This window comes from Pseudocitrobacter faecalis (genome assembly GCF_965231525.1).
In the GTDB taxonomy this organism is placed as follows: Bacteria; Pseudomonadota; Gammaproteobacteria; order Enterobacterales; family Enterobacteriaceae; genus Pseudocitrobacter; species Pseudocitrobacter faecalis.
The window spans coordinates 3,716,825-3,740,232 of sequence record NZ_CBDDNJ010000002.1 but is presented as its reverse complement, the minus strand read 5'-3'; the positions used below and the strand labels follow the sequence as shown (position 1 = coordinate 3,740,232).

Annotated in this window: 21 protein-coding genes and 1 other annotated feature; of the genes, 15 read left to right on the top strand and 6 right to left on the bottom strand. The window is 54.2% G+C overall.

The window, feature by feature from the left end; all coding sequences use genetic code 11:
• Nucleotides 1-12: 12 nt before the first annotated feature.
• Genes creB through creD form a run of 3 tightly spaced genes read left to right on the top strand, consistent with a single transcriptional unit; the run spans nucleotide 13 to nucleotide 3,533 of the window.
• The gene (gene creB / locus ACOXYR_RS18195; RefSeq protein WP_113858211.1) at nucleotides 13-702 is read left to right on the top strand and encodes a two-component system response regulator CreB; all 690 of its coding nucleotides are present in this window, start codon (nucleotides 13-15) and stop codon (nucleotides 700-702) included.
• Nucleotides 702-2,126, top strand: a complete 1,425-nt coding sequence (creC, locus tag ACOXYR_RS18190) for a two-component system sensor histidine kinase CreC (protein WP_421356352.1) — start codon at nucleotides 702-704, stop codon at nucleotides 2,124-2,126. The genes creB and creC overlap by 1 nt, the downstream gene beginning before the upstream one ends.
• A gap of 57 nt (nucleotides 2,127-2,183) precedes the next feature.
• Nucleotides 2,184-3,533: a cell envelope integrity protein CreD gene (gene creD / locus ACOXYR_RS18185; protein ID WP_421356353.1), complete on the top strand. Its 1,350-nt coding sequence runs from the start codon at nucleotides 2,184-2,186 to the stop codon at nucleotides 3,531-3,533.
• An 89-nt stretch (nucleotides 3,534-3,622) separates the two neighbouring features.
• Here creD and arcA read toward each other — a convergent pair whose 3' ends face one another.
• Nucleotides 3,623-4,339, bottom strand: a complete 717-nt coding sequence (arcA, locus tag ACOXYR_RS18180; protein WP_015966004.1) for a two-component system response regulator ArcA — start codon at nucleotides 4,337-4,339, stop codon at nucleotides 3,623-3,625.
• Nucleotides 4,340-4,434: 95 nt separating this feature from the next.
• On the opposite strand from arcA, the gene yjjY reads away from it, so the two are divergent.
• From yjjY to ACOXYR_RS18145, 6 genes are all read left to right on the top strand, one after another.
• Nucleotides 4,435-4,575 (top strand): YjjY family protein, encoded by a 141-nt coding sequence (gene yjjY, locus ACOXYR_RS18175; protein WP_001622273.1) that lies wholly within the window; start codon nucleotides 4,435-4,437, stop codon nucleotides 4,573-4,575.
• A gap of 400 nt (nucleotides 4,576-4,975) precedes the next feature.
• Complete coding sequence (locus ACOXYR_RS18170; protein ID WP_189623703.1) at nucleotides 4,976-5,662, top strand: tRNA/rRNA methyltransferase; 687 nt, start codon at nucleotides 4,976-4,978, stop codon at nucleotides 5,660-5,662.
• 220 nt (nucleotides 5,663-5,882) lie between these two features.
• Nucleotides 5,883-6,000, top strand: a sequence feature (Thr leader region).
• Between the two features lie 25 nt (nucleotides 6,001-6,025).
• Nucleotides 6,026-8,488 carry a bifunctional aspartate kinase/homoserine dehydrogenase I gene (thrA, locus tag ACOXYR_RS18160; RefSeq protein WP_108475472.1) on the top strand — a complete coding sequence of 821 codons (2,463 nt, stop codon included), beginning with the start codon at nucleotides 6,026-6,028 and terminating at the stop codon, nucleotides 8,486-8,488.
• Between the two features lies 1 nt (nucleotide 8,489).
• A complete protein-coding gene (thrB, locus tag ACOXYR_RS18155; protein ID WP_189623702.1) occupies nucleotides 8,490-9,419 on the top strand; it encodes a homoserine kinase in 930 nt (309 codons plus the stop codon).
• A 3-nt stretch (nucleotides 9,420-9,422) separates the two neighbouring features.
• Entirely contained in the window at nucleotides 9,423-10,709 is a 1,287-nt protein-coding gene (gene thrC / locus ACOXYR_RS18150; protein ID WP_421356354.1) for a threonine synthase, read from the top strand.
• 199 nt (nucleotides 10,710-10,908) lie between these two features.
• Nucleotides 10,909-11,244, top strand: coding sequence for a DUF2502 domain-containing protein (locus tag ACOXYR_RS18145; protein ID WP_421356355.1), 336 nt, complete (start codon nucleotides 10,909-10,911; stop codon nucleotides 11,242-11,244).
• Nucleotides 11,245-11,280: 36 nt separating this feature from the next.
• On the opposite strand, the gene yaaA is transcribed toward ACOXYR_RS18145, so the two are convergent.
• Nucleotides 11,281-12,057, bottom strand: a complete 777-nt coding sequence (gene yaaA, locus ACOXYR_RS18140) for a peroxide stress protein YaaA (RefSeq protein WP_108475475.1) — start codon at nucleotides 12,055-12,057, stop codon at nucleotides 11,281-11,283.
• 77 nt (nucleotides 12,058-12,134) lie between these two features.
• Nucleotides 12,135-13,565, bottom strand: a complete 1,431-nt coding sequence (locus ACOXYR_RS18135) for an alanine/glycine:cation symporter family protein (protein ID WP_421356356.1) — start codon at nucleotides 13,563-13,565, stop codon at nucleotides 12,135-12,137.
• 251 nt (nucleotides 13,566-13,816) lie between these two features.
• On the opposite strand from ACOXYR_RS18135, the gene tal reads away from it, so the two are divergent.
• From tal to ACOXYR_RS18115, 4 genes are all read left to right on the top strand, one after another.
• The gene (gene tal, locus ACOXYR_RS18130; protein WP_108475477.1) at nucleotides 13,817-14,770 is read left to right on the top strand and encodes a transaldolase; all 954 of its coding nucleotides are present in this window, start codon (nucleotides 13,817-13,819) and stop codon (nucleotides 14,768-14,770) included.
• Between the two features lie 133 nt (nucleotides 14,771-14,903).
• Nucleotides 14,904-15,491, top strand: coding sequence for a molybdopterin adenylyltransferase (gene mog, locus ACOXYR_RS18125; protein ID WP_113858219.1), 588 nt, complete (start codon nucleotides 14,904-14,906; stop codon nucleotides 15,489-15,491).
• Nucleotides 15,492-15,593: 102 nt separating this feature from the next.
• Nucleotides 15,594-16,916, top strand: coding sequence for an MFS transporter (locus tag ACOXYR_RS18120; RefSeq protein ID WP_421356357.1), 1,323 nt, complete (start codon nucleotides 15,594-15,596; stop codon nucleotides 16,914-16,916).
• Nucleotides 16,917-16,972: 56 nt separating this feature from the next.
• Complete coding sequence (locus ACOXYR_RS18115; protein ID WP_350436404.1) at nucleotides 16,973-17,899, top strand: Rpn family recombination-promoting nuclease/putative transposase; 927 nt, start codon at nucleotides 16,973-16,975, stop codon at nucleotides 17,897-17,899.
• 41 nt (nucleotides 17,900-17,940) lie between these two features.
• Here ACOXYR_RS18115 and satP read toward each other — a convergent pair whose 3' ends face one another.
• The 3 genes from satP to ACOXYR_RS18100 form a co-directional block, all read right to left on the bottom strand.
• Nucleotides 17,941-18,507, bottom strand: a complete 567-nt coding sequence (satP, locus tag ACOXYR_RS18110; protein WP_108475481.1) for an acetate uptake transporter — start codon at nucleotides 18,505-18,507, stop codon at nucleotides 17,941-17,943.
• Nucleotides 18,508-18,648: 141 nt separating this feature from the next.
• On the bottom strand, nucleotides 18,649-19,374 hold the full coding sequence (msyB, locus tag ACOXYR_RS18105; RefSeq protein ID WP_108475482.1) for an acidic protein MsyB: 726 nt from the start codon (nucleotides 19,372-19,374) through the stop codon (nucleotides 18,649-18,651).
• 38 nt (nucleotides 19,375-19,412) lie between these two features.
• Nucleotides 19,413-19,817 carry a DUF2541 family protein gene (locus ACOXYR_RS18100; RefSeq protein ID WP_375876164.1) on the bottom strand — a complete coding sequence of 135 codons (405 nt, stop codon included), beginning with the start codon at nucleotides 19,815-19,817 and terminating at the stop codon, nucleotides 19,413-19,415.
• A 375-nt stretch (nucleotides 19,818-20,192) separates the two neighbouring features.
• Between ACOXYR_RS18100 and dnaK the strand changes: the two genes are divergently transcribed.
• A complete protein-coding gene (gene dnaK / locus ACOXYR_RS18095; protein ID WP_421356358.1) occupies nucleotides 20,193-22,115 on the top strand; it encodes a molecular chaperone DnaK in 1,923 nt (640 codons plus the stop codon).
• Between the two features lie 86 nt (nucleotides 22,116-22,201).
• Entirely contained in the window at nucleotides 22,202-23,335 is a 1,134-nt protein-coding gene (gene dnaJ / locus ACOXYR_RS18090) for a molecular chaperone DnaJ (protein ID WP_015965988.1), read from the top strand.
• Nucleotides 23,336-23,408: the final 73 nt, after the last annotated feature.

Below are 23,408 nucleotides of genomic sequence, written 5' to 3'. Positions count from 1 at the left end.
CAAGGAACGTGTATGCAACAACCGCTGATATGGCTGGTGGAAGATGAGATAAGCATCGCGGATACGCTTATCTACATGCTCCAGCAGGAGGGATTTACCGTCAGGGCGTTTGAGCGCGGCCTGCCTGCGCTGGAAGAGGCGCGGCACTCCTTGCCTGATCTGGCTATTCTCGATGTTGGCTTGCCGGATATCAGCGGTTTTGAATTGTGCCGCCAGCTGCTGGCACGCCACGCGGCGTTGCCGGTGCTGTTTCTCACCGCGCGCAGCGATGAAGTGGACAAACTGCTGGGGCTGGAAATCGGCGCGGATGACTACGTGGCCAAGCCGTTTTCGCCGCGTGAAGTCTGCGCCCGCGTGCGCACGATCCTGCGTCGTCTGCAAAAGTTTTCTGCACCGCCTGCGCAGGTTCGTGTCGGAGATTTCCTGCTCGATGAACCCGCCGCGCAGGTGAGCTGGTGCGGCCAGCCGTTAATGCTTACGCGCTATGAGTTTCTGCTGCTGAAAACGCTGATTCTGTCGCCGGGGCGCGTGTATTCGCGCCAGCAACTGATGGATATCGTCTGGGGCGATGCGGCGGAAAGCTTCGATCGCACCGTCGATACGCATATCAAAACCCTGCGCGCTAAACTGCGCGTGATTGACCCATCACGGCAGCCTATCAATACCCATCGTGGTCTCGGCTACAGTCTGGTGAAAGCCTGATGCGCATCGGCATGCGCGTACTGCTGGGCTACTTTTTGATTGTGGCGGTGGCGGGCTGGTTTGTGTTGTCGATCTTCGTGCAGGAGATCAAACCCGGCGTGAGGCGCGCAACGGAAGGGACGCTGATTGACACCGCCACGCTGCTGGCGGCGCTGGCGCGTGACGACATGCTGGCGGGTAACCCGGCGCAGGGCAAACTGGCGCAGGCTTTTCGTCAACTGAGCACGCAGCCGTTCCGCGCCAATATCAGCGGTATCCATAAAGTTCGCAATGAGTATCACGTCTACATGACCGATGCGCAGGGGCGGGTGGTCTTTGACTCGGCCAACATTGCCGTCGGGCAGGACTACTCTCGCTGGAATGACGTTTGGCTCACGCTGCGTGGGGAATACGGCGCGCGCAGCACTGCGCAGGATCCCCGCGATCCTGAAAGTACGGTGATGTACGTCGCCGCGCCGATTGTTGATGAGGGTAAGATCATCGGCGTACTCAGCGTTGGCAAACCTAACGCCGCCATCGCGCCGGTGATTAAGCGTAGCGAGCGTCGCATGCTGTGGGCGGCAGGCGCGCTGCTGGGCATTGCGTTGCTGATTGGCGGCGGCGTGATTCTGTGGATCAACCGTTCTATCGGTAAGCTGGTGCACTATGCCGACTCGGTCACGCATGAACAACCGGTCCCGTTACCGGAACTGGGCAGCAGTGAACTGCGCAAGCTGGCGCAGGCGCTGGAAAGTATGCGCCTGAAGCTGGAAGGCAAAAATTATATCGAGCAGTACGTTTATGCCCTCACGCACGAGCTTAAAAGCCCGCTGGCGGCGATTCGCGGTGCGGCGGAGATCTTACGCGAAGGGCCGCCGCCGGAGGTTGTGGCGCGCTTTACAGACAATATTCTTCAGCAGAATGCACGCATGCAGGTGCTGGTGGAAACGTTGTTGCGCCAGGCTCGGCTGGAGAATCGCCAGGAAATTACGCTCGCCCCGGTGTCTGTGGCAACAATATTCAACCAGCTACAGGAATCACGTAGCGTCACGTTGGCGGCGAAACAAATTGCGCTGCATGTCGAACCTACTACCCTGAGCGTGGCGGCGGATGAAGCCCTGCTGATGCAGGCGATGGGCAATCTGCTGGATAACGCGATCGATTTTACGCCTGAGGAGGGCTGTATCACTCTTTGCGCCGAGACGCAGGGCGACAGCGTGATGCTGAAGGTGATCGACACAGGCTGTGGTATTCCCGAGTTTGCTCTGTCGCGCATCTTCGAGCGTTTTTATTCGCTGCCGCGCGCCAGTGGCCACAAAAGCAGCGGCCTGGGGCTGGCATTTGTCAGCGAAGTCGCGCGCCTGCATCACGGCGACGCCCGATTACATAACCGCGAGCAGGGCGGTGTGGAAGCTACGCTCACACTTCACCGGCACTTCACATAACTTCAAATTCACCGCACATAGCCCGTTTACTCTGCTGCCATTGCAAAGGAGAAGGTTATGTCGAAATCAAAATCACCGCTGGTTGTAAAAACCGTTACCCTGATAGGCACAATGCTGGTGCTGTTCATTCCGCTGATGGTTATCAGGGGATTGATTGTTGAGCGTGCCGATTACCGTGGCGAAGTGGAAGAAGCGATTAGCCGGAGCACCAGCGGCCCGCAGAAGTTGGTCGGGCCGCTGATCGCGATTCCGGTGACGGAAATGTATACCACGCTGGAAAATAACCACGAAGTCTCACAAAAGCGCACGTTTATTCATTTCTGGCTGCCGGAGTCGTTAATGGTTGAGGGCAATCAGAACGTCGAACCGCGTAAAGTGGGTATATATGAAGGGCAGGTGTGGAAAACGGACGTCAACATTAAGGCCGAGTTTGATACTTCGCGGCTGGAGAGTCTCAATCACGCCAATATTACATTAGGGAAACCGTTTATGGTGATGGCTGTGGGCGATACGCGTGGCATTGGCGTGGTGAATGCGCCAGGCCTGGAAGGAACGCCGCTGCAGGTTGAGCCCGGCACCGGAATTTCCGGGGAGCCGCAGGGGCTGCATGTTCAGTTGCCGGATTTCCCGTTCACACCGAAGAAATTTAACCTCGACTTCTCGTTGGTTCTGAGTGGCACGGGCAATTTTTCTGTCGTTCCTCTTGGGCGGAACAGCGAACTGGTGCTTAATAGCAACTGGCCGCATCCGAACTTTATCGGCGATTTCCTGCCCGTGAAACGGGAAGTCAGCCCCACCGGTTTTCAGGCGCGTTGGCAAAGCAGCTGGTTTGCCAATAATCTGGGGGAGCAGTTCGCCGATGCCGACAAATTTGCCTCACCGGATCTGCCTTCGTTTAACGTTGCCGTCGCAACGCCCGCCGATCACTATCAACTGACCGATCGTGCCACCAAATATGCGCTTTTGCTGATTGCCCTGACCTTTACGGCCTTCTTCGTCTTTGAAATGCTTACCGGGCGGCGCATGCATCCAATACAGTATCTGCTGGTAGGACTGTCGCTGGTGATGTTCTACTTTTTGCTGCTGGCGTTGTCGGAGCACATCGGCTTTACCACGGCATGGGTAGCCGCGAGCCTGGTCGGGGCGTTAATGAATGGTGTCTATTTGCAGGCAGTGCTGAAAAGCTGGCGTAGCAGCCTGTTATTTACGCTGGCGTTGCTGGTTCTTGATGGTGTGATGTGTGCGCTGTTGCGTTCAGAGGAAAGTTCGTTGCTGCTGGGAACGGGCGTACTGCTGATGGCATTGTGCGGCGTGATGTTCCTGACGCGCAATCTGGACTGGTACGCGCTGGGGTCGCCAAAAGCGGCAGGGCTGCGGGAGAGTGATGAGCTGCGAATCTGGAAATAAGCCTTTGCAGGCCCGGTAAGCGAAACATCACCGGGCTGCTTCTGGATAACCCACAAAAACGAAAACGGCGCTTAACGCGCCGTTTTTAATTATTCCTGCAGTTCGCCGCAGAAGCGGTAACCTTCACCATGAATGGTGGCAATGATTTCCGGCGTGTCCGGCGTAGATTCGAAATGCTTACGAATACGACGAATGGTCACGTCAACGGTGCGGTCATGCGGCTTCAGCTCGCGACCGGTCATTTTCTTCAGCAGTTCAGCACGAGACTGAATTTTGCCAGGGTTTTCGCAGAAGTGCAGCATCGCGCGGAATTCGCTACGCGGCAGCTTATACTGCTCACCGTTAGGGCTCACCAGAGAACGGCTGTTGATGTCCAGTTCCCAACCGTTGAACTTGTAGCTTTCCACGCTGCGACGTTCCTCGCTAACGGTACCCAGGTTCATGGTACGAGAAAGCAGGTTACGTGCACGGATGGTCAGTTCACGCGGGTTGAACGGTTTAGTGATGTAATCGTCAGCACCGATTTCCAGGCCGAGGATTTTGTCGACTTCATTGTCGCGCCCGGTCAGGAACATCAGCGCTACGTTTGCTTGCTCGCGCAGTTCGCGTGCCAGCAGAAGGCCGTTTTTCCCTGGCAGGTTGATATCCATGATCACCAGGTTGATATCATTTTCAGAGAGGATCTGATGCATTTCCGCGCCATCGGTCGCTTCGAAAACATCGTAGCCTTCTGCTTCGAAAATACTTTTTAACGTGTTGCGTGTTACCAACTCGTCTTCAACGATAAGAATGTGCGGGGTCTGCATGTTTGCTACCTAAATTGCCAACTAAATCGAAACAGGAAGTACAAAAGTCCCTGACCTGCCTGATGCATGTCGTAAATTAACATCACCGGCGTAACATGACTAAAGTACGTAATTGCGTTCTTGATGCACTTTCCATCAACGTCAACAACATCATTAGCTTGGTCGTGGGTACTTTCCCTCTGGACCCGACAGTGTCAAAAACGGTTGTCATCCTAACCATTTTAACAGCAACATAACAGGCTAAGAGGGGCCAGACAGCCAATAAACCTACGCTTCGTTGACATATATCAAGTTCAATTGTAGCACGTTAACAGTTTGGTGAAATCATCGCTGCTAAATGCTAACGCTTATCACATTTTTTCCACAACTCAATTAGTTGCGTAGATTAACTGATAAAGGCGTTGAATCCAATGATGATGATCTAAAAGGCACGAAAATAGTATTTATAAACATGAGGATATATAAGCTCTGTTAACATTAAAACACATAGTTTCCATCATGAATAGTTTAGTATCTTTTATATGTTATGAAACATCATTTCAGTGATTTTTGTTGCAATTATGTAAATTCGCGCTGCGCAATATGTTGAACTACATCACATTTTTGCCGCATCACCCGTCAGAAAGAGAACTTTAAATGCGCTTATCGATAGTGCTGGTTTCACCAGCAAGAGCTGAAAATATCGGCGCCGCCGCAAGAGCCATGAAAACCATGGGGTTTAGCGACCTGCGCATCGTGGATAGCGAGGCCCACCTTGAGCCCGCAACCCGCTGGGTCGCACATGGATCTGGCGATATCATTGATAACATCACCTGCTACTCCACTCTTGCCGATGCGCTGCATAATGTTGATTTTACTGTCGCTACGACCGCGCGTAGCCGGGCAAAGTTCCATTACTACGCCACGCCGCAGGAACTTTTGCCGATGCTTGCGGAAAAAGCGCAGTGGATGGGACACGCCGCGCTGGTGTTTGGCCGCGAAGATTCCGGGCTGACCAACGATGAACTGGCGCTGGCTGACGTGTTGACTGGCGTGCCGATGGTAGCCGATTACCCATCGCTGAACCTCGGCCAGGCGGTGATGGTGTACTGTTATCAGCTCTCTTCTCTGTTGCAGCATGCGCCGCAACCGGTCGCCCCCGGAGGTGAAAACCAGCTGCAGGCATTACGTGCGAGAATCACCGCGCTGCTGTCTCAACTTGAGGTCGCCGATGATGTAAAACTGGCTGACTGGCTGCAACAGCGGATCGGCTTACTTGAACAGCGCGATACGGCAATGTTGCATCGTTTGCTGCACGATATTGAAAAAAAACTCACAGAGTAAAATCCTGTTAGTTTTTTGTTTTTTAGCGTGACGGTCTATATTGTTGCGGAAGTGTTGGGCTATAAAGTTAGAAATTCCCGCCTCAATGGCGGGATGTGAAGTGGTTGCGAAACGTGACGAACTTAAAAATTCGTTGACTTAAGCGGTCAGATACTTTAACCAATATAGATACAGCGCACAGACAGCGTAAAAATAACAGAGCACACAACATCCATGATTCGCATCAGCATGATTATCACCATGACAACCACCACTATTACCACAGGTAACGGTGCGGGCTGACGCGTACAGGAAACACAGAAAAAAGCCCGCACCTAAACAGTGCGGGCTTTTTTTTCGACCAAAGGTAACGAGGTAACAACCATGCGAGTCTTGAAGTTCGGCGGTACATCAGTGGCAAATGCAGAGCGTTTTCTGCGTGTTGCCGATATCCTGGAGAGTAATGCCAGACAGGGGCAGGTTGCGACCGTGCTCTCTGCCCCGGCGAAAATCACTAACCACCTGGTGGCGATGATTGAGAAAACCATCGGCGGGGTGGATGCCCTCTCCAATATCGACGATGCCGAACGCATTTTTTCCGAACTTCTTCAGGGGCTTGCTGCGGCCCAGCCAGGATTCCCGCTGGCTGAACTGAAACAAACGGTCGACAGCGAATTTGCCCAAATCAAACATATTCTGCATGGTATCAGCCTGCTGGGTCAGTGCCCGGATGGCGTTAACGCCGGGCTCATTTGCCGGGGCGAGAAACTCTCTATCGCCATCATGGCGGGGCTGCTGCGTGCTCGCGGCCACAACGTGACGGTTATCGATCCGGTCGAAAAGCTGCTGGCGACCGGCCATTACCTTGAATCTACCGTGGATATCGCCGAATCCACTCGTCGCATTGCGGCAAGTCAAATCCCATCTGACCACATGATCCTGATGGCCGGGTTCACCGCAGGTAATGAGAAGGGGGAACTGGTTGTACTGGGGCGTAATGGCTCCGATTATTCGGCTGCCGTACTCGCTGCCTGTCTGCGTGCCGACTGTTGTGAGATCTGGACTGATGTCGATGGCGTGTATACCTGCGACCCGAGACAGGTACCCGACGCTCGCCTGCTGAAGAGTATGTCGTATCAGGAGGCCATGGAGCTCTCCTACTTCGGCGCGAAAGTCCTTCACCCCCGTACCATTGCCCCCATCGCTCAATTCCAGATCCCTTGCCTGATTAAAAACACCGGAAACCCACAAGCGCCAGGTACACTCATTGGTGGCAGCAGTAGCGAAGATGATTTGCCGGTGAAAGGGATCTCTAACCTTAATAACATGGCGATGTTCAGCGTCTCCGGCCCGGGTATGAAGGGCATGGTGGGCATGGCGGCGCGCGTGTTCGCGACCATGTCGCGTGCGGGCATCTCCGTGGTTCTTATTACCCAATCCTCCTCCGAATACAGCATCAGTTTCTGTGTGCCACAAAGCGACTGTGCGCGGGCGAAGAAAGCGATGGAAGATGAATTCTACCTGGAGCTGAAAGAAGGGCTACTGGAGCCGCTGGCGATCATGGAACGGCTGGCGATTATCTCCGTGGTTGGTGATGGAATGCGCACCCTGCGTGGGATCTCGGCGAAGTTCTTTGCCGCGCTGGCGCGTGCCAATATCAACATTGTGGCGATTGCTCAGGGCTCGTCTGAGCGCTCTATTTCTGTGGTGGTCAGCAACGATGACGCGACAACCGGCGTTCGCGTTACGCACCAGATGCTGTTCAACACCGATCAGGTGATTGAAGTGTTTGTGGTGGGCGTCGGCGGCGTCGGCGGGGCGCTGCTGGAACAAATCAAGCGCCAGCAGGCGTGGCTGAAAAACAAACATATCGACCTGCGTGTGTGCGGCGTGGCGAATTCAAAAGCGCTGCTCACCAGTGTGCACGGCCTGAATCTTGAAAACTGGCAAGCGGAACTGGCGGAAGCAAAAGAGCCGTTTAACCTTGGCCGCCTGATTCGCCTGGTGAAAGAGTACCACTTGCTTAACCCGGTGATTGTTGACTGTACCTCCAGCCAGGCTGTTGCCGATCAGTATGCTGACTTCCTGCGCGAAGGCTTCCACGTGGTCACGCCGAACAAAAAGGCGAACACCTCGTCGATGGATTACTATCACCAGTTGCGTCACGCGGCAGAGAAATCGCGCCGCAAATTCCTCTATGACACTAACGTCGGCGCGGGCCTGCCGGTGATTGAAAACCTGCAAAACCTGCTTAATGCGGGTGATGAGCTGCAACGCTTCTCAGGCATTCTTTCCGGCTCCCTGTCGTTTATCTTCGGCAAGCTGGACGAAGGCATGAGTTTCTCTGAAGCGACGAAAGTGGCGCGCGAAATGGGTTATACCGAACCGGACCCGCGTGATGACCTCTCAGGGATGGACGTGGCACGTAAGCTACTTATTTTAGCCCGCGAAACCGGACGTAGCCTTGAATTGAGTGATATGGTGGTGGAGTCGGTGCTGCCAGAAAGCTTTGATGCTTCAGGTGACACCGAAAGCTTTATGGCCCGCCTGCCGCAGCTCGACGACGTGTTTTCCGCCCGTGTGGCGAAAGCGCGTGATGAAGGCAAAGTGCTGCGCTACGTCGGTAACATCGATGAAGACGGCGTGTGTCGCGTGAAGATTGACGCTGTTGATGGCAACGATCCGCTCTATAAAGTCAAAAACGGCGAGAACGCGCTGGCGTTTTACAGCCACTATTATCAACCGCTGCCGCTGGTGCTACGCGGCTACGGTGCGGGGAACGACGTCACGGCCGCCGGGGTGTTCGCTGACCTGTTACGTACCCTGTCATGGAAGTTAGGAGTTTAAGATGGTCAAAGTATATGCCCCGGCTTCCAGTGCCAACATGAGCGTCGGGTTCGATGTATTAGGCGCGGCGGTGACGCCCGTCGACGGAAGCCTGTTGGGTGATAACGTGTCGGTAGACGCGGCGGAAAGCTTCAGCCTGCGTAATGTTGGACGCTTTGCCGATAAATTACCGACTGAGCCAAAAGAGAATATTGTTTATCAGTGCTGGGAACGTTACTGCCAGGAAATCGGGAAAACCGTTCCGGTGGCGATGACGCTTGAAAAAAACATGCCGATTGGCTCCGGGCTGGGTTCCAGCGCCTGTTCCGTAGTGGCAGCGCTGGTGGCGCTGAATGAATTTTGCGGCAAGCCGCTGGAGGAAAGCCGCATGCTGGCCCTGATGGGCGAGATGGAAGGGCGCATTTCCGGCAGCGTGCACTACGACAACGTTGCGCCGTGCTATCTGGGCGGCATGCAGTTGATGATTGAAGAGAACGGCATCATCAGCCAGCAGGTTCCGGGGTTTGATGAATGGTTGTGGGTGCTGGCGTATCCCGGCATCAAAGTGTCGACGGCGGAAGCGCGGGCGATTCTGCCAGCCCAGTATCGCCGTCAGGACTGTATTGCGCATGGCCGCCATCTGGCCGGCTTTATTCATGCCTGTTATTCCCGTCAGCCTTTGCTGGCGGCGAAATTGATGAAAGATGTGATTGCCGAACCGTATCGCACTAAGCTGCTGCCTGGCTTTAGCCAGGCACGTCAGGCGGTGGCGGAAATTGGTGCACTCGCTTGCGGTATTTCCGGTTCCGGGCCGACCTTGTTCGCCCTGTGTGATAAGCCGGACACGGCGCAGCGCGTGGCCGACTGGCTGGGCAAACATTATCTGCAAAATCAGGAAGGCTTCGTTCATATTTGCCGGCTGGACACGGCGGGCGCACGAGTAGTGGGATAACCGATGAAACTCTATAACTTAAAAGATCACAACGAGCAGGTCAGCTTCGCGCAGGCCATCACCCAGGGCCTGGGCAAGAATCAGGGGCTGTTTTTTCCGCACGACCTGCCGGAGTTCAACCTCACCGAGGTGGATGAGATGCTGGAAATGGACTTCGTGCCGCGAAGCGCGAAAATCCTCTCCGCGTTCATCGGCGATGAAATCCCTCAGGAGCTGCTGGAAGAGCGCGTTCGCGCCGCTTTTGCTTTCCCGGCACCCGTAAGCCAGGTGCAGGAAGACGTCGGTTGTCTGGAGCTCTTCCATGGCCCGACCCTGGCATTCAAAGACTTTGGCGGTCGCTTTATGGCGCAGATGCTGACCCATATCAGCGGCGACAAACCGGTCACCATCCTGACGGCGACGTCTGGTGATACCGGCGCGGCGGTGGCCCACGCGTTTTATGGCCTGCCGAACGTACGCGTGGTTATCCTTTACCCGCGTGGCAAAATCAGCCCGTTGCAGGAAAAACTGTTCTGTACCCTGGGTGGCAACATTGAAACAGTCGCAATCGACGGCGATTTTGATGCCTGCCAGGCGCTGGTGAAACAGGCATTTGATGACGAAGAGCTGAAAGCGGCGCTGGGGCTTAACTCGGCTAACTCGATCAACATCAGCCGCCTGCTGGCGCAGATTTGCTACTACTTTGAAGCCGTGGCGCAACTGCCGCAGGAAGCCCGTAACCAACTGGTGGTCTCGGTGCCAAGCGGTAACTTCGGTGACCTGACCGCAGGCCTGCTGGCGAAATCCCTTGGCCTGCCGGTGAAACGCTTTATCGCCGCCACTAACGTCAATGACACCGTACCGCGCTTCCTGCAACAGGGCGAGTGGGCGCCGAAAGCGACGCAGGCGACGCTGTCTAACGCCATGGACGTCAGCCAGCCGAACAACTGGCCGCGTGTGGAAGAGTTGTTCCGCCGTAAAATCTGGCGTCTGAACGAGCTGGGTTACGCCGCAGTGGATGATGAAACCACCCAAGCCACCATGCGCGAACTGCGCGAGCTGGGGTATCTGTCTGAACCTCACGCGGCGGTGGCTTACCGCGCGCTGCGCGATCAGCTCAACCCAGGCGAATATGGTCTGTTCCTCGGCACGGCGCATCCGGCGAAGTTTAAAGAGAGTGTGGAAGAGATTCTGCAGGAAACGCTGCCGCTGCCGAAAGCGCTGGCAGACCGCGCCGACCTGCCGCTGCTCTCCCACAATCTGCCGGCGGATTTCGCCGCGCTGCGCCAGTTGATGATGAGCAAGGCGTAATCTGCAGGTGTCCTCTCCTGATTGCCCGTGAAGCGGGCAATTATGGAGAGAATGTGGAAGGAAAAAGCAGGAAAAACGCAGAAATTACCAATAGATGCGGGCGATCGCAGAATAGGATTGCGGAGAATAACAACCGTCGTCCTATAAGGTTATTCTTATCGCATGGCCCAGAAGGGGAATGATGAATGAGGAATTACCTATGTCGAAGTTGAAACCTGTGATCATTGCACTCTCTATGATGCTGGCGGCTCCGGCGATGGTTCATGCAGCAGAAATCACCCTGGTGCCTTCCGTGAAGCTCCAGATTGGCGACCGTGATAATAACGGTAATTACTGGGATGGCGCCCACTGGCGCGACCGCGATTACTGGAATAACCACTATGAGTGGCGCGATAATCGCTGGCATGCGCATAAGCCACCAAAGCCGCATCATGATAATCGTGATAAGAACAAACATTACGATAAACATGGCGGCCCCGGTAATCACGGTGGTAAAAATGATTATCGCCCTGGTCAGGGGAACGGGCATCGTTAACATTGTTACGGCGCGGTATTTACCGCGCCGTTTTGTTTATGCCTGCTCGTGACGTTTGAACACCAGCTCATCCGGAGCGGATGACGTCTCGTCAAAGAAATACCCTTCGCTATTAAACGTCGACAGCTGTTCTGGCTTCGTCAGGCGATTCTCAATAATAAAGCGACTCATCAACCCGCGCGCTTTCTTGGCATAGAAGCTAATGACTTTGAACTTGCCGTTTTTCTCATCGAGGAAGACCGGCTTGATGATGCGGCCCTTCAGCGCCTTCGGTTTAACGGATTTGAAATACTCATCGGATGCCAGGTTCACGACGATGTCATCGCCTTGTGCTGCCAGCGCCGCGTTCAGTTTCTCCGTGATGATGTCGCCCCAGAACTGGTAGAGATCTTTGCCGCGTGCGTTTTCCAGACGGATACCCATTTCAAGGCGGTAAGGCTGCATTAAGTCCAGCGGGCGCAAAACGCCGTACAGGCCCGAAAGCATGCGCAGATGCTGCTGGGCAAAGTCAAAATCCGCCTCGCTAAACGTTTCCGCCTGCAAGCCTGTGTAGACGTCGCCCTTAAAGGCCAGAATCGCCTGACGGGCGTTGTCCGGGGTGAAATCAGGCTGCCAGTCGTGGAAGCGGGTCGCGTTGAGATCCGCCAGCTTGTCACTAATGCCCATCAACTTTTTGATTTGCGGCGCGGAAAGTTTCCGCGCTTCGCGAATCAGCTGTTGAGAGTGATCCAGCAGCTCGGGCTGGGTGTAGCGTGTGGTCGCCAGCTCGCTTTGATAATCGAGCGTCTTCGCGGGGGAGATCAGAATCAGCATATCCAGTCCTTACTAAAAATTTCACTCAACTTTAACAAAAAAAGCGGGTGAGCGGATCGATTGCTGTGATTGCCGCGCTATTCACGCGGCGGTTCATCCCACGCGCCAGGGGCCAGTTGCTGTTCGATATCGGGATAATAGCGGGCATTAAACACCGGGCGAACGCCAAGTTTACGCTGGCGCAGGTAGTCGCGGGCGATGATGCGTACCACCGGTGAGAGCAGTAACAGGGCGGTCAGGTTAGTGATTGCCATTAGCGCCATAATGATATCCGCGAGTTGCCATACCACCGGCAGGCTGAGCAAACTGCCCACCAATACCATTGCCAGGGTAATCATACGCAGAATCCAGATACTTACACGATTATGCAGGTTCAAAAAGGCTAAATTATTTTTTGCATACAGGTAGTTGGCGGTGATAGAGGTTAATGCGAACAGCGTCATAATGAACGCGACAAAGCCAGCGCCCCAGCTTCCTACCAGCACGTTCATCGACTGCTGAATCAGATGAATTCCGCTATGTGTGACAATCTCAGTATCATGCCCTGACAGCAGAACCACCATTGCGCTGGCGGTGCAGATAATAATGGTATCGATGAATACGCCAATCATTTGCACAATACCTTGTGCAGCCGGATGAGGAGGCCAGGAGGCTGCCGCGGCAGCAATATTAGGGGTGGAGCCCATTCCGGCTTCATTGGAAAACATGCCACGTTGAAAACCGTTGGTTAACGCCTGACTCACAGTGTAACCGACCGCCCCGGCTCCCGCTTCCTGCCAGCCAAACGCGCTGCGAATGATCATTTCAATAATGGCCGGGATTTCAACGATATGCCAAAGACTAATAAGCAGACTGGCACAAACCCAGAGGAGCGCCATGACCGGGGCGAGCCATTGCATGACGCGTGCGAGTTGCTGCAAACTGCGGGTAATTAACACTAATATGACCAGCCCACCAACGATGCCACTGAGCAGTTTCGGCGTATCAAAGGCAAACTCCAGTGCGCGCGCCATCGAGTTTGCCTGTACCGTGTTGAAAATCAGGCCATAGGCGAGCAGCAGGAAAACGGAAAACACGACGCCCATCCAGCGCATTCCCAGACCGCGCGCCATATACCATGCGGGGCCACCGCGAAAATGGCCGTTGGTATCTTTCTCTTTATAAAGCTGTGCCAGCGACGACTCCGCAAAGCTGCTCGCCATCCCGACGAAGGCCGATACCCACATCCAGAATACCGCGCCCGGGCCGCCAACGGTGATGGCAATCGCAACACCGGCAAGATTTCCGCTACCCACTCGTGCGGCAAGGCTGACGCACAGTACCTGGAAAGAGGTGAGCCCGCCTGCCTGGGGCGTCAGACTCCCAAGCAGGCTGCGCCAAAATTTGCGTATATAGCGAAACTGGACGTAACCGGTACGCCAGGTAAACCAGACTCCGCATCCGAGGAGCAGGTAAATCATCACGGAACCCCAAAGGATTTCGCCGATAAAAGATAGGAAATCAGGCATTAAACGTCCTCTTGTTTATGCCGAAACAGGGGCTCGATGTGCAAAATAACCGCGAAAAGCACGATTCGATTCAGCCCGTGTAAGCGTTACCAATTAAAGGGCAAACCGTTGCCAGCCCTGAATGTTGAATGAATCAGTTTATCATACTCTGCCCTCTTGGGGCTCCGGCAGTTGCGCTCAAAGTGGGGCGTGATATCATCGAAGAAGACCGGTTACATCCCCCTAACAGCTGTTTAAAGAGAAACACTATCATGACGGACAAATTGACATCTCTACGTCAGTACACAACCGTAGTGGCTGACACCGGAGACATCGCGGCGATGAAGCTGTATCAGCCTCAGGATGCGACGACTAACCCTTCTCTGATTCTGGGCGCCGCTCAGATCCCTGAGTATCGTAAACTGATCGACGAAGCGATTGCCTGGGCGCGTAGCCAGAGTAGCGATCGTGCGCAGCAGGTTGTCGATGCCACCGATAAGCTGGCCGTAAACATTGGCCTGGAAATTCTGAAACTGGTCCCTGGCCGTATCTCCACCGAAGTGGATGCGCGTCTTTCTTATGACACCGACGCGTCTATCGCTAAAGCGAAACGCCTGATCAAACTGTACAACGATGCGGGTATCAGCAATGACCGTATCCTGATCAAACTGGCGTCCACCTGGCAGGGCATTCGTGCCGCTGAGCAGCTGGAAAAAGACGGTATCAACTGTAACCTGACGCTGCTGTTCTCCTTCGCACAGGCGCGCGCGTGTGCTGAAGCAGGCGTTTACCTGATCTCTCCGTTCGTGGGACGCATCCTTGACTGGTATAAATCCAATACCGACAAGAAAGAGTATGCACCGGCAGAAGATCCGGGCGTGGTTTCCGTAAGCGAAATCTACGAATATTACAAACAGCACGGCTATGAAACGGTCGTGATGGGCGCAAGCTTCCGTAATATCGGCGAAATCCTGGAACTGGCTGGCTGTGACCGCCTGACTATCGCTCCGGCACTGCTGAAAGAGCTGTCTGAAAGCGAAGGCGCTATCGAGCGTAAACTGGCCTACACCGGCGAAGTGAAAGCGCGTCCGGCGCGTATCACCGAGTCTGAGTTCCTGTGGCAGCACAACCAGGATCCGATGGCCGTTGATAAACTGGCGGAAGGTATCCGTAAGTTTGCAATCGACCAGGAAAAACTGGAAAAAATGATCGGCGACCTGCTGTAATTCAGTCTTAGGTTCCGCACAAATAACCCGCGCTTCGTTGTGAAGGCGGGTTATTTTTTTATCTGTGTCATGCGATCGCCCGTTATTCCCGTGTATCATTTCGCTTAACAGTACATGTTTGAACGGAATGACTATGAACACTTTACGTATCGGCCTGGTATCCATCTCTGACCGCGCCTCCAGCGGCGTTTATCAGGATAAAGGTATCCCGGCGCTCGAAGCGTGGCTGAGCAAAGCGCTGACCACCCCTTTTGAACTCCAGACGCGCCTTATCCCCGATGAGCAGCCGATCATTGAGCAAACCCTGTGCGAGCTGGTGGATGAAATGAGTTGTCACCTGGTGTTGACGACGGGGGGGACGGGCCCGGCGCGTCGCGATGTGACGCCGGATGCCACGCTGGCAATTGCCGACCGTGTGATGCCGGGCTTTGGTGAACAGATGCGCCAGGTGAGCCTGCACTTCGTGCCGACCGCTATCCTCTCCCGCCAGGTTGGGGTGATCCGCAAACAGGCGTTAATCCTTAATCTGCCGGGTCAGCCGAAAGCGATTGAAGAAACGCTGGAAGGCGTTAAAGACGCGGAAGGTAAGGTGTTGGTCAACGGTATTTTTGCCAGTGTGCCCTACTGCGTGCAGTTGCTGGAAGGGCCGTATATTGAAACCGACAGTCAGGTGGTAGCAGCTTTTCGCCCGAAAAGCGCGCGCCGCGAAACGAACGCCTGAAAGTAACGCATTCCTGAGATAACCTTCCGCCCCGCTGGAGTGGAAAATTCCTTACGGTATATTAACTTTTAGTTTACATATGCCGTAAGGGGCGAAGGTTTCATGTCACACTATGCACGACCTCTCAATCGACAGGATTACAAAACCCTGACGCTCGCTGCCCTTGGTGGGGCGCTTGAGTTTTACGATTTCATCATTTTCGTCTTCTTCGCGGCCGTCATTGGCGAGCTTTTCTTTCCGGCGGATATCCCAGAATGGCTACGCCAGGTGCAAACCTTTGGCATCTTCGCGGCGGGTTATCTGGCGCGCCCGTTAGGTGGCATTGTGATGGCGCACTTCGGCGATATCGTCGGGCGTAAGAAGATGTTTACCCTGAGTATTCTGCTGATGGCCGTGCCGACGCTGGCGATCGGCCTGCTGCCAACCTATGCCAGCGCCGGACTTGTGGCCCCGCTGCTTCTGCTATTAATGCGCATTCTCCAGGGCGCGGCTATTGGTGGCGAAGTCCCGGGTGCATGGGTGTTTGTCGCAGAACACGTGCCTGCTCGCCGAATTGGTATCGCCTGCGGAACGCTGACGGCAGGGCTAACGGTTGGCATTCTGCTGGGTTCCGTGGTGGCAACGTTAATTAACACTAGCATGACAGCGCAAACAATTCATGAAGGTGGCTGGCGAATTCCGTTCCTGCTGGGCGGTGCATTTGGCCTCGTGGCCATGTACCTGCGGCGTTGGTTGCAGGAAACGCCTATTTTTCTCGAAATGCAGCAGCGCAAGGCTCTGGCACAGGAGTTGCCCGTGAAGGCCGTGGTGGTTCGTCACCGAAAGGCGGTGGTGATCTCAATGCTGCTGACCTGGCTGCTCTCCGCTGGAATAGTGGTCGTGATCCTGATGTCGCCGGTCTGGCTGCAAAAGCACTATGGCTTTGCGCCTGCGCTGACGCTTCAGGCTAACAGTCTGGCGACGGTAATGCTTTGCGTAGGTTGTCTGCTTGCCGGGCTGGCGGTGGATAAATGGGGAGCCAGCCGTACCTTTATCCCAGGCAGCCTGCTGCTGGGGCTCTCCAGTTGGGTTTTCTACCATTTTGCCGGGCTCAGCGCGCAGCATCTGTTTGTGCTTTATGGGCTGGTCGGCTTGTGCGTCGGCGTGGTCGGCGCGGTGCCTTACGTCATGGTGCGCGCGTTTCCCCCGGCGGTGCGTTTTAGCGGGATCTCCTTTTCTTATAACGTTTCGTACGCCATTTTTGGTGGCCTGACGCCTGTGGTGGTGACGTTGCTGATGACTGTCTCGCCGCTGGCTCCGGCATGGTACGTACTGGCATTGTCGTTACTGGGGTTGGTGCTGGGCATCGCGCTGCGCCAGGATGGTCAACGGGCGCAGGAAGAGGGGAATTACGAGCAGGCTTCCAGATTAGATACGCATTCCTGACAAGTGCGCGCGGCGGGTGGATACTGCGCCGCGAATCAGCTTAACAGGAGAACACGATGACAGGGAAAGTCTCCACTGGGCCGCACGATGCGTTTTTTCGCCAGGTGATGACGCAGCCCGATGCGGCGCGCGATTTTTTGGATATACATCTTCCGCGAGATTTACGCACGATGTGTGACTTAAGCACACTTCAGTTGGAGTCCGGTAACTTCATTGAAGATGACTTGCGCGCCCGCTATTCCGATGTGCTGTGGTCGGTGCAGATGAACCAGCAACAAGGTTACCTCTACGCGCTGATTGAGCATCAAAGTAAACCGGATAAACAGATGACCCAACGGCTGATGCGTTACTCGCTGGCGGCGATGCAGCGGCATATTGAAGCGGGTCATGAAACGTTGCCGGTGGTTGTCCCCATTCTTTTTTACCACGGCGCGACGCGGCCCTACCCCTACTCAATGTGCTGGTTTGATGCATTTTCAGATGCTGAGCTGGCAAAACGGGTCTACACGGCTCCCTTTCCGTTAGTTGATATTACCGAAGTCCCGGATGACGCTATCCTTACCCATCGGCGCATCGCGATCCTTGAGTTCCTGCAAAAGCATATCCGCCAGCGCGATCTGATGGCCTTGACGGCATCGCTGGTCAAGCTTTTGCAGGCGGGATACACTTCGGACAGTCAGCTGAGAACGGCGCTGACGTATATCCTACAGGTCGGTTTCACCGAAGATAAAAACGCATTTATTCGCGAGCTGGCGAAAGGCGTATCGCAACAGGGAGAGGTTATCATGACATTGGCTGAGGAACTGAGGCAGGAAGGTCTGGTGCAGGGGCTTGAACAAGGGATTGAGCAAGGTCTGGAAAAAGGCCGCGAAGAAGCCACCTTTAGAATCGCTCAAGCAATGATCGCGAGCGGTCTCGATCGGTTACAGGTTTTACAGTTGACTGGATTATCGGAAGAGAAACTGGAAACGCTGGCGCACTAACGCCCGATATTGCTCCTGCCCGCGGGCAGGAGCAACAACAATTAGTGAGATTCACCAATCGGCAGTACGGTGCGGCCAAACTGTTCGTTCAGCACTTCACCCATCGCCAGATAGATGGCGCTGGCACCGCAGACCAGGCCAATCCAGCCTGCAACATGGACGATGCTTTCGTTATCCACCAGGTGGCCGATTGCCAGCAGGGCAAACAGCACGGTCAGGCTCAGGAAGACGAACTGCAACGCGCGCGCGCCTTTGAGCGTACCGAAGAACATGAACAGTGTGAAGACGCCCCACAGGCCCAGGTACACACCCAGGAAATGGGCGTTAGCCGCGTCAGCCAGGCCCATTTTCGGCAGCAGCAGAATCGCAACCAGCGTCAGCCAGAAAGAACCGTAAGAGGTAAAGGCGGTTAAACCGAAGGTATTGCCTTTCTTAAATTCCAGCAGGCCAGCAAAAATTTGCGCGATACCGCCGTAAAAAATGCCCATCGCCAGGATGATGCCATCCATCGGGAAAAGCCCAATATTGTGCAGGTTCAGCAAAATAGTGGTCATGCCGAAACCCATCAGACCCAGCGGAGCCGGATTAGCCAACTTAGTGTTGCCCATAATTCCTCAAAAAAATCATCATTAAATGGTGAAATAATTTTCCCGCGCAACAATACAGGCAGCGGGGCGCGGCATAATAATCAGGCGAAGTGTGGCTGTCTATGATCTGATCAGGGGAAAATGAAATATTTCCCCCTTTTATCATTGATGCGCGTTTAAACGCGCGTTTTCGACGACTCGCCGCAGACAGGCGATACGCAATACGGCGGGGATCGTCACCCGATAAGCGCTGCCGCTCATGGCTTTCACACCGTTGACGGCCGCGCCAACCGGGCCGCCAAGCCCCGCACCGCGCATCATGCCATGACCAATCACGCTGACAGCGGCGTGGGTGCGCAAAATATGGCCGAGTTGATCCCCGAGCAAGTGTGAAACCCCGTGTGCCAGCTTCGGGGAGTGGATAAGCTGGGGTAATACCGTTTCAAGCTCATGAACCCGGCATTCAACAGCTTCCAGAAAACGACCCTTCTGCGCATCGGTCATTTTTTTCCAGCAACGGCGAATAAAATGTGCCAGCAGTTCATGCTCTATTTCCCATGTGGACATCGTTTTGTCCGCTTTCAAACTCAACCGCTTTGCGACGTCGATAAGGATTGCGCGATACAGCTTCCCGTGCCCGCGAAATTTATTGGCGATACTGTCTCCGCCAAAATGCTGAAGTTCACCGGCGATCAACTGCCAGTTTTGCCGGTGTCGTGCCGGATGACCGTCCATCGCCATAAAGAGTTCGTTATGTAACAGGCTGCTGGATAAACGGCGTTTACCTTTTTCATTGTGGGTGAGCAGCCGGGCGAAACTTTCCAGTTGCTCCTCACTACAGTGCTGAAGAAACTGCAGGTCGTCATCGTTAAGATAGGGGACGTTCATAAATTACTGACTATTTAGTATGTGGATGACAGGCGAAGTTAGTCATCGCCGATAATTTTCAGCGTCGCCATATCGGAGGAGTTCACCGTATGGCCGGAGAAGGTGATTTTTGACACGCAGCGTTTGTTGTCATTGTCGCTGTTTATGTTGATCCACTCCGTGGTAATACCTTCCTTCAGTTCTGATGGCACCGATAAGCTCTGGCTGGCGCTTCTGGCCGCTTTAAAGTAGACCGAGGCACCGCTAAGCTGCGCATCACCGTGGTCGACGGTAATCTGGATACGTTTCACAACCCGGCACACGGGCAATTTAAGCGTCAGATCGTTGGTTTCGTTACGGGGAAGTGCCACCACGCCCAGCAGTTTGTGATCGTTGGCATGGGCCACGTTGACCAGCAGCAGGCTCAACAACAGGCTGGCGGAGGCATGAGTGAATGGCGTCATGATTATCCTTGGCATGAAAAGGGGGTTATGCCCCGGAGGATAATCATTTCACTCAGCCGGTGTTGCGCTTTTAGTGCCGGTTTCGTTTTTATTATCAATCGTTTAGTGAATGTATTTTGTTTGATTCATTCATTCTACAAATGAAGTGTCGAAAACTTTGCTTTCGGTCTATCGCGTTTTTCTCTGCCCGGTGTTTAGCAATACAAAAAAATTTTTATCTTTCCCCCTTGATGGATGCGGTTACGACCCCATCTTGTAGTCAACCGCAGTGGTGAGTCTGAAAAAAAACGATTCAGGGTAGTTGAAACGGCACGTTTCGCCCTTATTACAGATTCACAACCACATGTTGACCGAATTTTTAGTGGAGACGTTTAGATGGGTAAAATTATTGGTATCGACCTGGGTACTACCAACTCTTGTGTAGCGATTATGGATGGCACTACTGCACGTGTGCTGGAGAACGCCGAGGGCGATCGCACCACACCTTCTATCATTGCTTATACCCAGGATGGTGAAACTCTGGTTGGTCAGCCGGCTAAACGTCAGGCAGTGACAAACCCGCAAAACACCCTGTTTGCGATTAAACGCCTGATTGGCCGCCGCTTCCAGGACGAAGAAGTTCAGCGTGACGTTTCTATCATGCCGTACAAAATCGTTGCCGCAGACAATGGCGACGCATGGCTGGATGTGAAAGGCACCAAAACTGCACCGCCGCAGATCTCTGCTGAAGTGCTGAAAAAAATGAAGAAAACGGCTGAAGATTACCTGGGCGAACCGGTAACGGAAGCGGTTATCACCGTACCTGCATACTTCAACGATGCTCAGCGTCAGGCGACCAAAGATGCTGGCCGTATCGCAGGTCTGGAAGTCAAGCGTATCATCAACGAACCAACCGCTGCAGCGCTGGCTTACGGTCTGGATAAAGAAGTTGGCAACCGTACTATCGCGGTTTACGACCTGGGTGGTGGTACCTTCGATATCTCTATTATCGAAATCGACGAAGTTGACGGCGAAAAAACCTTCGAAGTTCTGGCAACCAACGGTGATACCCACCTGGGTGGTGAAGACTTCGATACCCGTCTGATCAACTACCTCGTTGACGAGTTTAAGAAAGATCAGGGCATTGACCTGCGTAACGACCCGCTGGCCATGCAGCGCCTGAAAGAAGCGGCAGAAAAAGCGAAAATCGAGCTTTCTTCCGCTCAGCAGACCGACGTGAACCTGCCGTACATCACCGCAGACGCGACCGGTCCGAAACACATGAACATTAAAGTGACGCGTGCGAAACTGGAAAGTCTGGTTGAAGATCTGGTTAACCGTTCTATCGACCCGCTGAAAGTCGCACTGCAGGACGCTGGCCTGTCCGTATCTGATATCAACGAGGTTATCCTCGTGGGTGGTCAGACACGTATGCCAATGGTTCAGAAAAAAGTTGCTGAATTCTTTGGTAAAGAGCCGCGTAAAGACGTGAACCCGGATGAAGCAGTAGCAATTGGTGCTGCGGTTCAGGGTGGTGTACTGACCGGTGAAGTGAAAGACGTACTGCTGCTGGACGTTACCCCGCTTTCTCTGGGTATCGAAACCATGGGCGGCGTAATGACGGCGCTGATCAACAAAAACACCACTATCCCGACGAAACACAGCCAGGTGTTCTCTACCGCTGAAGACAACCAGTCTGCGGTAACCATCCATGTGTTGCAGGGTGAACGTAAACGTGCGTCTGATAACAAATCTCTGGGTCAGTTTAACCTGGATGGTATTAACCCGGCACCGCGCGGCATGCCGCAGATCGAAGTGACCTTCGATATCGATGCTGACGGTATCCTGCACGTTTCCGCGAAAGACAAAAACAGCGGTAAAGAGCAGAAAATTACCATTAAGGCTTCTTCCGGCTTGAACGAAGAAGAGATTCAGAAAATGGTTCAGGAAGCTGAAGCGAACGCCGAATCTGACCGTAAGTTCGAAGAACTGGTTCAGACGCGTAACCAGGGCGACCATCTGCTGCACAGCACCCGTAAGCAGGTTGAAGAAGCAGGCGAACAGCTGCCGGCTGATGACAAAACCGCTATCGAGTCTGCACTGACCGCGCTGGAAACGTCGCTGAAAGGCGAAGACAAAGCCGATATCGAAGCGAAAATGCAGGCGCTGGCGCAGGTTTCTCAGAAACTGATGGAAATCGCACAGCAACAGCACGCTCAGCAGCAGGCAGGTGCAGCAGGTGCTGACGCTTCCGCGAACAATGCTAAAGATGACGACGTTGTCGACGCAGAGTTCGAAGAAGTAAAAGATAAAAAATAATCGCCCTTTGATTGGGTAATTACTGACACGGGCGAAGAGGGTTTCCTCTCCGCCCGTTCATGCATGTTAGGGGCAGATAAAAAACAATGGCAAAGCAAGACTATTATGAGATTTTGGGCGTTTCCAAAACAGCGGAAGAGCGTGAAATCAAAAAGGCGTACAAGCGCCTGGCCATGAAATATCACCCAGACCGCAACCAGGGTGATAAAGAGGCCGAAGCCAAATTTAAAGAAATTAAAGAGGCTTACGAAATCCTGACCGACGCGCAGAAGCGCGCGGCCTACGACCAGTACGGTCATGCTGCTTTTGAACAAGGCGGTATGGGCGGTGGCGGCGGCTTTGGCGGCGGCGCTGATTTCAGTGATATCTTTGGTGACGTATTTGGCGATATCTTCGGCGGCGGTCGTGGCCGTCAGCGTGCTTCACGCGGTGCCGACCTACGCTACAACATGGAATTGACTCTTGAAGAAGCGGTCCGTGGTGTCACCAAAGAGATCCGCATCCCGACACTGGAAGAGTGCGATGTCTGCCACGGCAGCGGTGCCAAAGCCGGTACCCAGCCGCAAACTTGCCCAACCTGTCATGGTGCAGGCCAGGTGCAGATGCGTCAGGGCTTCTTCGCCGTACAGCAGACCTGTCCTCACTGTCAGGGGCGCGGTACGCTTATCAAAGATCCGTGCAATAAATGCCATGGTCATGGTCGCGTTGAGAAGACCAAAACCCTGTCGGTTAAAATCCCGGCGGGTGTGGATACCGGCGACCGCATTCGTCTTTCCGGCGAAGGTGAAGCAGGTGAGCACGGCGCACCGGCAGGCGATCTGTACGTTCAGGTACAGGTAAAACAGCATGCCATCTTCGAGCGTGAAGGTAACAACCTGTATTGCGAAGTGCCGATTAACTTCGCCATGGCGGCTCTGGGCGGCGAAATCGAAGTGCCGACGCTCGACGGTCGCGTAAACCTGAAAGTGCCTGGTGAAACTCAGACTGGCAAGCTGTTCCGCATGCGTGGGAAAGGGGTGAAATCCGTCCGAGGTGGCGCGCAGGGCGACCTGCTCTGCCGCGTGGTGGTGGAGACGCCGGTTGGCCTGAACGACAAGCAGAAACAGTTGCTGAAAGAGTTGCAGGAAAGTTTTGGTGGCCCGACGGGTGAGAAAAACAGCCCGCGCTCTAAAAGCTTCTTCGATGGCGTGAAAAAGTTCTTTGATGATCTGACGCGCTAACCTTCTGCCTAAGCAGTAAAACCTGAAACCCCGTGCCTGCATGGGGTTTTTTTCTTTCGGCCAACTGAATAAG

What these genes read in the sequence shown, in the direction of transcription:
- creB (WP_113858211.1), top strand. Translation starts at nt 13, where the DNA reads ATGCAACAACCGCTGATATGGCTGGTGGAAGATGAGATAAGCATCGCG.
- creC (WP_421356352.1), top strand. Translation starts at nt 702, where the DNA reads ATGCGCATCGGCATGCGCGTACTGCTGGGCTACTTTTTGATTGTGGCG.
- creD (WP_421356353.1), top strand. Translation starts at nt 2,184, where the DNA reads ATGTCGAAATCAAAATCACCGCTGGTTGTAAAAACCGTTACCCTGATA.
- arcA (WP_015966004.1), bottom strand. Translation starts at nt 4,339, where the DNA reads ATGCAGACCCCGCACATTCTTATCGTTGAAGACGAGTTGGTAACACGC.
- yjjY (WP_001622273.1), top strand. Translation starts at nt 4,435, where the DNA reads ATGACTAAAGTACGTAATTGCGTTCTTGATGCACTTTCCATCAACGTC.
- ACOXYR_RS18170 (WP_189623703.1), top strand. Translation starts at nt 4,976, where the DNA reads ATGCGCTTATCGATAGTGCTGGTTTCACCAGCAAGAGCTGAAAATATC.
- thrA (WP_108475472.1), top strand. Translation starts at nt 6,026, where the DNA reads ATGCGAGTCTTGAAGTTCGGCGGTACATCAGTGGCAAATGCAGAGCGT.
- thrB (WP_189623702.1), top strand. Translation starts at nt 8,490, where the DNA reads ATGGTCAAAGTATATGCCCCGGCTTCCAGTGCCAACATGAGCGTCGGG.
- thrC (WP_421356354.1), top strand. Translation starts at nt 9,423, where the DNA reads ATGAAACTCTATAACTTAAAAGATCACAACGAGCAGGTCAGCTTCGCG.
- ACOXYR_RS18145 (WP_421356355.1), top strand. Translation starts at nt 10,909, where the DNA reads ATGTCGAAGTTGAAACCTGTGATCATTGCACTCTCTATGATGCTGGCG.
- yaaA (WP_108475475.1), bottom strand. Translation starts at nt 12,057, where the DNA reads ATGCTGATTCTGATCTCCCCCGCGAAGACGCTCGATTATCAAAGCGAG.
- ACOXYR_RS18135 (WP_421356356.1), bottom strand. Translation starts at nt 13,565, where the DNA reads ATGCCTGATTTCCTATCTTTTATCGGCGAAATCCTTTGGGGTTCCGTG.
- tal (WP_108475477.1), top strand. Translation starts at nt 13,817, where the DNA reads ATGACGGACAAATTGACATCTCTACGTCAGTACACAACCGTAGTGGCT.
- mog (WP_113858219.1), top strand. Translation starts at nt 14,904, where the DNA reads ATGAACACTTTACGTATCGGCCTGGTATCCATCTCTGACCGCGCCTCC.
- ACOXYR_RS18120 (WP_421356357.1), top strand. Translation starts at nt 15,594, where the DNA reads ATGTCACACTATGCACGACCTCTCAATCGACAGGATTACAAAACCCTG.
- ACOXYR_RS18115 (WP_350436404.1), top strand. Translation starts at nt 16,973, where the DNA reads ATGACAGGGAAAGTCTCCACTGGGCCGCACGATGCGTTTTTTCGCCAG.
- satP (WP_108475481.1), bottom strand. Translation starts at nt 18,507, where the DNA reads ATGGGCAACACTAAGTTGGCTAATCCGGCTCCGCTGGGTCTGATGGGT.
- msyB (WP_108475482.1), bottom strand. Translation starts at nt 19,374, where the DNA reads ATGAACGTCCCCTATCTTAACGATGACGACCTGCAGTTTCTTCAGCAC.
- ACOXYR_RS18100 (WP_375876164.1), bottom strand. Translation starts at nt 19,817, where the DNA reads ATGACGCCATTCACTCATGCCTCCGCCAGCCTGTTGTTGAGCCTGCTG.
- dnaK (WP_421356358.1), top strand. Translation starts at nt 20,193, where the DNA reads ATGGGTAAAATTATTGGTATCGACCTGGGTACTACCAACTCTTGTGTA.
- dnaJ (WP_015965988.1), top strand. Translation starts at nt 22,202, where the DNA reads ATGGCAAAGCAAGACTATTATGAGATTTTGGGCGTTTCCAAAACAGCG.